Source organism: Stenotrophomonas sp. CASM110 (genome assembly GCF_049384345.1).
Lineage (GTDB): Bacteria > Pseudomonadota > Gammaproteobacteria > Xanthomonadales > Xanthomonadaceae > Stenotrophomonas > Stenotrophomonas muris.
The window spans coordinates 25,210-34,108 of record NZ_JBMRGI010000032.1 but is presented as its reverse complement, the minus strand read 5'-3'; the positions used below and the strand labels follow the sequence as shown (position 1 = coordinate 34,108).

Annotated in this window: 6 protein-coding genes; 4 read left to right on the top strand and 2 right to left on the bottom strand. The window is 67.9% G+C overall.

Annotation, left to right across the window (positions count from 1 at the left end; all coding sequences use genetic code 11):
- Positions 1–570 precede the first annotated feature (570 nt).
- Positions 571–1,185: a DUF938 domain-containing protein gene (locus VG561_RS20090; protein ID WP_142235506.1), complete on the top strand. Its 615-nt coding sequence runs from the start codon at positions 571–573 to the stop codon at positions 1,183–1,185.
- A 73-nt stretch (positions 1,186–1,258) separates the two neighbouring features.
- Here VG561_RS20090 and VG561_RS20085 read toward each other — a convergent pair whose 3' ends face one another.
- The gene (locus VG561_RS20085) at positions 1,259–4,945 is read right to left on the bottom strand and encodes an indolepyruvate ferredoxin oxidoreductase family protein (protein ID WP_423179928.1); all 3,687 of its coding nucleotides are present in this window, start codon (positions 4,943–4,945) and stop codon (positions 1,259–1,261) included.
- A 169-nt stretch (positions 4,946–5,114) separates the two neighbouring features.
- Here VG561_RS20085 and VG561_RS20080 point away from each other — a divergent pair, with 169 nt between their 5' ends.
- Positions 5,115–5,750, top strand: a complete 636-nt coding sequence (locus VG561_RS20080) for a tetratricopeptide repeat protein (protein ID WP_046427754.1) — start codon at positions 5,115–5,117, stop codon at positions 5,748–5,750.
- 385 nt (positions 5,751–6,135) lie between these two features.
- On the opposite strand, the gene VG561_RS20075 is transcribed toward VG561_RS20080, so the two are convergent.
- Positions 6,136–7,620, bottom strand: a complete 1,485-nt coding sequence (locus tag VG561_RS20075) for an AAA family ATPase (protein ID WP_014645482.1) — start codon at positions 7,618–7,620, stop codon at positions 6,136–6,138.
- 123 nt (positions 7,621–7,743) lie between these two features.
- Here VG561_RS20075 and VG561_RS20070 point away from each other — a divergent pair, with 123 nt between their 5' ends.
- Together VG561_RS20070 and VG561_RS20065 are read left to right on the top strand one after the other, a co-directional pair.
- Positions 7,744–8,373 carry a ParA family protein gene (locus VG561_RS20070; protein ID WP_005420986.1) on the top strand — a complete coding sequence of 210 codons (630 nt, stop codon included), beginning with the start codon at positions 7,744–7,746 and terminating at the stop codon, positions 8,371–8,373.
- Between the two features lie 49 nt (positions 8,374–8,422).
- Positions 8,423–8,899, top strand: coding sequence for a SixA phosphatase family protein (locus tag VG561_RS20065; RefSeq protein ID WP_014035499.1), 477 nt, complete (start codon positions 8,423–8,425; stop codon positions 8,897–8,899).

Sequence of the window (8,899 nt, the reverse complement as noted above, 5' to 3'; positions counted from 1 at the left end):
GGCGGGGCGGTGTGGGTGGGCAGGACACGCCGTAAACCCCCCTCCGGGGTCCGGCCCAGCCGCTGGCGGCTGTGCGTTCGGGCGCTTGCGAAGCAGTGCTTCGCAAGCAAAGCGCCCTCACCCATGGGGGCTCGATGGCGCCATCCATGGCGCCAACGGTCCTGCCCACCCACACCGCCCCGCCTCTGACAGATTCCGTGCGCTGCTGGTAGGTGTCGACCTTGGTCGACACATCTGTCAGATATCGAATGAAATTCGGGGTCAGATCCGTTTTCCTGCGGAAAACGGATCTGACCCCAAGAGTGTTTCCGACAGATCGCGGCCAACTGTCGAAGGCGGGGTGGGTCCGGTGGCAGGGGCGTGAGCGCCATGGATGGCGCGACCGAGCCTCCATGGACGGATTTACGGCGTCCCCTGCCACCGGATCCACCCCGCCATCCCTCAGGAAGCCCGCTGTTGCTGTTGCTTTGGCTGTTGCCGTTGCTGTGGCTTGAAGCAGGTGCAGGGCGCAGCCCTGCTCAGAACACTCCCTCGTGCACAATGGGCCGACCCCGCCTGGACACCGTCCTGATGTCGAGCAAGCCGCATTCAGAAGCCTGCGAGCGCAACCGCGAACCGATCGCCGCCGCACTCGACCCGTGGATGGGCGACCGCCATCGGGTGCTGGAAATCGGCAGCGGCACCGGCCAGCACGCGGCCTTCTTCGCCGAGCGTTGGCCCTGGCTGCGCTGGCAGCCCAGCGACCATCCGGACCATCTGCCCGGCATCGAGGCCTGGCGCGCGGAAGCGGCGCTGCTGAACCTGCTGCCGGCGGTGGCGCTGCAGGTGGAACTGCCACCGGCGCCTGGGCTCAGCCTGCCACAGGGCAGCACGTTCGACGCCGCGTTCAGCGCCAACACGTTGCACATCATGAGTTGGGCGCACGTGCAGGCGTTGTTCGCCGCGCTGCCATCGGTGCTGCGTCGCGGCGCGCTGCTGGCCGCGTACGGCCCGTTCAACTACGGCGGCCGCTACAGCAGCGACAGCAACGCGCAGTTCGATGCCTGGCTGAAGGCGCGCGACCCGCGCAGCGGCATCCGCGATAGCGAAGCGGTGCAGGCGCTGGCCGCCGACCACGGATTCACCCGCCTGGGGGATGTGGCGATGCCGGCCAACAACCGCCTGCTGCTGTGGCGGTTGGGGTAAACCATCGGTAGTGCCGGCCGCTGGCCGGCAACCGATTGCCGGGATGAATGCCGGCCAGCGGCCGGCACTCCCTTCAGGCCACCTGCACGATATGCAGCGCCTTCGGATTGCGCCACTGCGCCAGCAGGGCCGCTTCGCGCGCCTTGGCCTGCTCGAAATGCGCTTCCTTGACGTGGCCGAAGCCGCGGATGTGCTCGGGGATGCTGGCAATCTCCACCGCCAGGGCCAGGCGGTCGTCATCCAGGCCGTCCAGCAGTACCTGCACGGTGGCCTCGTAATCGCCGATCAGCTTGCGCTCCATGCGGCGTTCCGCGGTGCGCCCGAATACGTCGAAGCGGCCGCCACGCAGGAACTTCAGCCTGGCCAGCAGGCCGAAGGCCTTGAACATCCACGGGCCGTATTCCTTCTTCAGCAACCGGCCCTGCTCATCCTTCTTGGCGAACAGCGGCGGCGCCAGGTGGAAGCGCAGCTGGTAATCGCCCTCGAACTGCTGCTGCAGGCGGCGCTGGAAGTCGCCGCTGGTGTACAGGCGGGCCACTTCGTACTCGTCCTTGTAGGCCATCAGCTTGAACAGGTAGCGGGCCACGGTCTCGGTCAGCGCAGTGGAGCCGCCGATGCGCTCGGCTTCGGCGGTGCGCACGCGCTCGACCAGGCGGCGGTAGCGGTTGGCGTAGGCCGCATCCTGGTACTCGACCAGGAACGCGGCGCGGCGCTCGATCATTTCATCCAGCGAGCGCGACAGGCGGGCGTCATCCAGCGGCAGGAACGCCACGTCGCCACCGTGCGAGGGCAGGCCGCGCAGTTCGCGTTCGTCGCCGGTGTTGCGCGGTGCCGCAGTGGCACCCCATTCATTGCCCTCCCACTCGCCTGGCGGCAGCGGATGCAGCGGGCCCGGGGTGGATTCGGCATCGGTGTGGCGGTTGCGCACCAGGCCGGCCGCCTGCTGCACGGCCTGCGGATCGACCACGGCCAGGCGGCCCCACGCAAAGGCCTGCTGGTTCATCGCCACGGCGGCGCCATTGAGCTCGATGGCGCGCATCAGGGAGTCGAACGACAGCGGCACCAGGCCCTGCTGCCAAGCGTAGCCGAGGATGAACAGGTTGGCGGCGATGGCATCGCCCAGCAGCGCGGTGGCCAGCTGGGTGGCATCGAGCAGCAGTGGTTCCTGGCCGCCCAGTGCCACGCGCACGCCGGCGATGATGTCGGCGGCGGGGAACTGCATGTCCGGGCGCGTGGTGAACGTGCCCGGCATCGCTTCGTAGGTGTTCAGCACCACCTGCGAACGGCCGGCGCGCACCTTCGACAGCGCCCAGTAATCGTTGACCACCACCATGTCGCAGCCCAGCACCAGGTCGGCTTCACCGGCGGCGATACGCACGGCGTGGATGTCTTCAGGGCGACGGGCAATGCGGATATGCGTGGTCACCGCGCCGCCCTTCTGCGCCAGGCCGGTCTGGTCGAGCACGGTCGCACCCTTGCCTTCCAGGTGGCCTGCCATGCCCAGCAGCGCGCCAATGGTCACCACGCCGGTACCGCCGACGCCGGTGATCAGGATGTTCCAGGGCTGTTCCAGGCTGTCGCGAAGGGTCGGTGCCGGCAGGTTGTCCAGCAGCGTGGACGCATCGCGCTTGCTGCCCTTGCGCGGCTGGCCACCGTGCACGGTGACGAAGCTCGGGCAGAAGCCGTTCACGCAGGAATAGTCCTTGTTGCAGTTGGACTGGTCGATCTCGCGCTTGCGCCCGAACTCGGTTTCCTTCGGCAGCACCGACACGCAGAAGCTCTTCTTGCCGCAGTCGCCGCAGCCTTCGCAGACCAGCGAATTGATCAGCACCCGCTTCTGCGGGTCTTCCAGCTTGCCGCGCTTGCGGCGGCGGCGCTTCTCGGTGGCGCAGGTCTGTTCGTAGATCAGGATCGAAACACCCTTCACTTCGCGCAGGCGCTTCTGCACTTCGTCCAGCTCGCTGCGGTCATGGAACTCGACGTCGCTGGGGAAGTGCTCGCGCTGGCCGGTCCACTTGCCGATGTTGTCCGACAGCACCACGATGGTGTGGATGCCTTCGGCGCGCATCTGCTTTGCGATGTCCGGCACGCTCAGCGGACCGTCCACCGGCTGGCCGCCGGTCATCGCCACCGCATCGTTGTAGAGGATCTTGTAGGTGATGTTGACGCCGGCAGCGACCGCCTGGCGGATCGCCAGCGAACCGCTGTGGAAGTAGGTGCCGTCGCCGAGGTTCTGGAACACGTGCGGGGTATCGGTGAACGGCGCCTGCCCGGCCCAGGTCACGCCTTCGCCGCCCATGTGGGTGAAGGTATCGGTGCTGCGGTCCATCCAGGTCACCATGTAATGGCAACCGATGCCGGCCAGCGCACGCGAGCCTTCCGGCACGTTGGTGGACGTGTTGTGCGGGCAGCCGGAGCAGTAGTGCGGCACGCGCGGAAAACTGGCGCGCGGCAACGCAAGTTCGGCTTCCTTCTCCTGCATCCACTGCAGGCGCTGCTCGATCGATGCGTTGTTGAAGAACTTCTGGATGCGGCGACCGATCACGCCGGCGATGGTGGCCGGGGTAAGTTCACCGGTGGACGGCAGGATCCACTCACCGCTCTCGTCGTACTTGCCGACGATGGACGGGCGCTGGCCCCAGCTGGCCGGCCAGTTGAAGAACTGTTCCTTCATCTGGCGCTCGATGAAGGCACGCTTCTCCTCCACCACGATGATGTCTTCCAGGCCCTGCGCGAAGCGCGCGATGCCCTGCGGCTCCAGCGGCCAGGTCATGCCGACCTTGTACACGCGGATGCCGATGTCGGCGCAGGCCGTTTCATCCAGGCCCAGGTATTCCAGCGCCTGCAGCACGTCCAGGTAGCTCTTGCCGGTGGTGACGATGCCCAGCCGCGCGCGCGGCGCATCCATCACCACCTTGTCGATGCCATTGGCGCGGGCGAACGCCTGTGCAGCCTTCACCGCATAGCGGTGCAGGCGCATTTCCTGGTCCAGCGGCGGGTCCGGCCAGCGGATGTTGAGGCCGCCGGTCGGCATCTCGAAGTCTTCCGGCAGCACGATGCGGCGCGCCATCGGATCGACCTCGACCGAGGCCGACGATTCCACCGTCTCGGCGATCGTCTTGAAGCCGACCCAGCGGCCGGTGTAGCGGCTCATCGCCCAGCCCAGCAGGCCCATGTCCAGGATGTCCTGCACGCCGGCCGGATTCAGCACCGGCATCATCGCGCTGACGAACTCGTCCTCGCTGCCATGCGGCAGGGTTGAACTGCGGCAGGCGTGATCATCGGCGGCCAGCGCCAGCACGCCGCCATGGCGCGAGGTGCCGGCGGCATTGGCGTGCTTGAACACGTCGCCGCAGCGGTCCACGCCCGGACCCTTGCCGTACCACATGCCGAACACGCCCTGCACGTTGGCGCCGGGGAACAGGTTGGTCTGCTGGGTGCCCCACACCATGGTGGCGCCCAGGTCCTCGTTCAGGCCGGGGGTGAACTTCACCTTGGCCGCGTCGAGGTGTTTGCGCGCGCGCCACAGCTCCAGGTCAAAGCCGCCCAGCGGGCTGCCACGGTAGCCACTGACGAAACCGGCGCTGTCGATGCCTTCGTGCGCGTCGCGCAGCCGCTGCATCAACGGCAGTTTCACCAGCGCCTGCACGCCACTCAGGTAGATCCGCCCCTCGTTGCGGGTGTACTTGTGGTCGAGCGTGTAGTCACGGTCGATCAGGTCGGCGGAAGAGGGCGAAGTGAGTTGCGCGGTACTGGTCATGGCTGGCCCGGTCAGGATCGGCTGGCACCGGCCGCGTGCAGGCACGCGGCGGGAAAGGCGCGAATTGTAGCAGCGAGGCCCGACCGCCCCGGCACTCGCGCCGGCGGCCATGCTGGGGTTAGGATCGGGGAGAGAGAGGGAGGCTGCGGTTGCGGCCTGGGGAGAAGGGATGTCAGTTGCAGCAAAGATCTTGGGCAGCATGTTGCTGGTCTCGGGAACGGCCCCCGTGTGGGCCGCGCCGGCGGTGCCGGCACCACAGGAGTTCTACTTCGACAGCGATGCGGCCGCCGTGCCCATGATCGTGGTCCAGTCCGACGGGGATGCGCTGGTGGCGCAGCTGCTCAAACAGCGCGAGCGCGGCCGGCGTACCGTGGAGGCCACCGTGCAGCTGGCGTCGGTGGCCATTGCGCAGGGCCGCACCGAGCTGGGTGAACAGCTGTATCGCGAAGCACTGAAGGATGCGCCGGTGCAGGGCAGCCTGGGCCGTAGCGTGCGCTGGAATTACGGCTGGGACCTGCTGCGTCAGGGCCAGCCCGAAGCCGCCCTGGAGCAATGGCAGGCCGCTGCCGGTGGTTCGCTGAGCAAGCCGGGCTGGCTGCCACCCACCTATGCGCTGGCGCTGTGGCGGGCCGGGCAGAAGCAGGAGGCGGTGCAGTGGTATGCCGCAGCGGTGCGTACCGAGCCGACGCAATGGAGCGACAGCAGCCGCTTTGCGCAGTTGTTGCCGTTGTGGCGTGACGACGAGCGCGCCTCGCTGGCGGAAGTGCAGCAGGCCTGGGCGGCCGCGCCGCCGGCCTGGCCCTGAGGGAGGGGGGGGCCGGGTTGCACCCGGCACCCGCAGAGGCAACGGCTGGAGCAACTGCAGCAGCCGTTGCAACAGGGGGCTTCCTGCGGGATGGCGGGGCACTGTGGGTTTGCGGGGCCGCCGTAAACCCATCCATGGGGGCTTGGTCGCCGCATCCATGCGGCTCACACCCCGCAAACCCACAGTGCCCCGCCTTCGACAGGTTCCGGCGGCTGTTGGTAGGTGTCGACCTTGGTCGACACGGTCGATCCACGCCATGCGTGGATGAGATCTGCCAGGGATAGAAATCGAACTGGGGTCAGATCCGTTTTCCAGAGGAAAACGGATCTGACCCCCATGCCCTCAAGAGCAGCCAGCCAAGCGCTTTTGCTTTTGCGCTTCCACTTCAATCGTCCGCGGAAACCGTCCGACCCGACGCCCATGCCCGCAATGCCTCTACCTGCTCGGCCATCAGCACCGACAGCGGCCGCGTCGCACGGATCTCGTTCATCAGCAGCTCGGTATCCAACGGCCGGCCTTCGGCGTGCGCCGCATACAGCCCGGCCACGATCGCCTGCTCGATCTCGGCGCCGGAGAAGCCATTGGCCGCGGCCGCCAGCGCCGGCAGCGCGAAGTCGTCGCCGTTGAGCTGGCGTCGCCCCAGGTGCAGCCGCAGCAGCTCCACACGCACCTCAGGCGTGGGCAGGTCGACGAAGAAGATCTCGTCAAAGCGGCCCTTGCGCAGCAGTTCGGCCGGCAACTCGTGTACCTGGTTGGCGGTGGCGACGATGAAGACCGGCGCCTTGCGTTCGGCCATCCAGGTCAGCAGGTAGCCGAGCACGCGGCGCGATACGCCACCGTCCTCGCCACCGCTGGCCAGGCCCTTCTCGATCTCGTCCATCCACAACACGCAGGGCGCCAGCTGCTCGGCCGAGGCCAGCGCCTGGCGCAGGTTGGCCTCGGTCTCGCCGTGGTACTTGTTGTACAGCGCGCCCACGTCCAGGCGCAGCAGCGGTACGCCGAAGCCGGCGGCGGTGGCCTTGGCCAGCATCGATTTGCCGCAGCCCTGCACGCCCAGCAGCAACATGCCGCGCGGCGGATCCAGGCCGGCCGGTGCCGAGCCGGCGATGAAGGCCACCCGGCGCTGGCTGATCCAGCGCTTGAGCCGGTTGGCGCCGGCCACGTCGCCGAAGCGCGCGCTGTCATGCTCGAAGAACAGGTGGCCGCTGCGGTTGAGCAGCTCGAACTTCAGCCGTGCCAGCTGCGGCAGGTCGTCGTCGCGCAGCGCGCCATCGGCGTAGATCAGCTGGCGGGCGATGCGGCGGGCATCGACCAGGCTCAGGCCCTGCAGGTTCTTCAGGATCTTCTTCACCGCCTCGCTGTCGACCTCGACACGGCGGCCGCCGTGTTCGCGCGCATAGGCGTCGGCCTCCTCGCGCAGCATCTTCAGCAGGGCGTTGGCATCGGGCAGGCGCGGGTTGAAGCGCACCGCCAGGGCCTCCAGCTCGGCCGGCAGCTCGACCTTGGCGCCGATCAGCACCAGCACATGCGGCTCGCTATGGCGGCGCTGGATCAGGTCGCGCAGCGCGCGCTGGTGGCTGGCATACCCCAGGTAGGGGTGGAAATCGAGCAGCAGGTAGACACCCCGCTGATCGGCCTGGCGGATCATCTGCAGGGCGGCGCTGGCATCGGGCGGGCCGACCGGCGGGTCCTCGCGGTCCAGGTCGATGCGACGCAGGCCCTCGGTGATGGACCAGCGGTGCAGGGCCCGCCACACGTGCATCAGCGTCTGCCGGAACAGCTCGACGATGCGGGCCTCATCCTGGGTCTCGATCACGATCAGGGGGGTATTGGCGCGGATCAGTGCGCTCAGGTCCTGCAGTTCGCTCATGCCGGTTCGATCCTTCGGGGGCGCCACGATAGCAAAGGCGATGGCCACTGGTTCAGCACGGTGCTACCTCCCGTCACCACCGCCGGTGTACGCTCGGGGCACGTACCCGGAAGCGAGGCTGGCATGAAGACGATCCTGGTGGCCGGTTCCAAGGGCGGGGTGGGCAAGACCACCGTCGCCACCCACCTGGCCGCGTACGCGGCATTGCAGGGCAAGGCCACGGTGATCGCCGATGCCGACCCGCAGGGCTCCAGCACCCGTTGGGCACAACGGCGTGCAGGGCTGGAAAGCGCGGTGCTCCCCATCGATGTGTATCGGAAGAAGCAGTGGGCGCAGAAGCTGCCTGACGGTACCGATACCGTCATCATCGATGCACCGGCCGGTGCGCTGGCCGACGATATCCCCCATTTCCTGGACGCGGCCGACGCCGTGGTGGTGCCGGTGCTGCCCTCGGCGCTGGATATCGAAGCCATCGTCGGCTTCCTCAACAGCCTGGCCCAGAACCCGCGCGTGCACAGCCGCAAGCTGCCGGTGGGGCTGGTCCTCAACCGCACCAAACCCTGGACCCAGACTTCGCAGCAGGCGCTGCAGATGCTGGCCGAATGGCCATACCCGGTGGTCGCGCAGCTGCGTGACAGCCAGAGCTACGTGGTCATGACCGGCCTGGGCCGCAGCCTGTTCGACTATCGCTCCGCCCAGGTGCGCGAACACCAGGCCGACTGGGAGCCGCTGCTGTCCTGGCTCAAGCTTTGATGCCTGCCTCACTTCTCCTGCTGCATCCTCTTTTCCATGGAAACCCGCGATGCGTGAACTGATCCTGCTGCGCCATGCCCATGCCGAACCCGCCGTTTCCGGCCAGGCCGACCTCGACCGGCCGCTGTCGCCGGTGGGGCTCGCCGAGGCCGAAGCCGCCGGCAAGTGGTTGAAGGAAAACAACCTGCTGCCCGACTGCGTGCTGTGCTCGCCGTCGCGACGTACCCGCGAGACCCTGGAAGCGGTGATGACGGCCATCGGCTATGTCGAAAAGCGCCTGGAAGACCGGATCTACGAAGCCACCCCGGGCACCCTGGCGGCGCTGGTGGACGAGCGTCGTGACCTGGACCGGGTGCTGATCGTCGGCCACAACCCGGGCCTGGAGCAGCTGGTGGCCCTGATGACCGACGGCACCAGCAGTGACTATCGCGGCATGCCGCCGGGCGGCGTGGCCGTGCTTGGCTTCCCGCGCGAGGCCTCGATCGAACCCGGCGTGGCCAGCCTGAACGCGTTCTGGTGGCCGTGA

Coding starts and splice junctions, on each gene's coding strand:
- VG561_RS20075 (WP_014645482.1), bottom strand. CDS start 7,620: ATGAGCGAACTGCAGGACCTGAGCGCACTGATCCGCGCCAATACCCCC.
- VG561_RS20090 (WP_142235506.1), top strand. CDS start 571: ATGTCGAGCAAGCCGCATTCAGAAGCCTGCGAGCGCAACCGCGAACCG.
- VG561_RS20085 (WP_423179928.1), bottom strand. CDS start 4,945: ATGACCAGTACCGCGCAACTCACTTCGCCCTCTTCCGCCGACCTGATC.
- VG561_RS20080 (WP_046427754.1), top strand. CDS start 5,115: ATGTCAGTTGCAGCAAAGATCTTGGGCAGCATGTTGCTGGTCTCGGGA.
- VG561_RS20070 (WP_005420986.1), top strand. CDS start 7,744: ATGAAGACGATCCTGGTGGCCGGTTCCAAGGGCGGGGTGGGCAAGACC.
- VG561_RS20065 (WP_014035499.1), top strand. CDS start 8,423: ATGCGTGAACTGATCCTGCTGCGCCATGCCCATGCCGAACCCGCCGTT.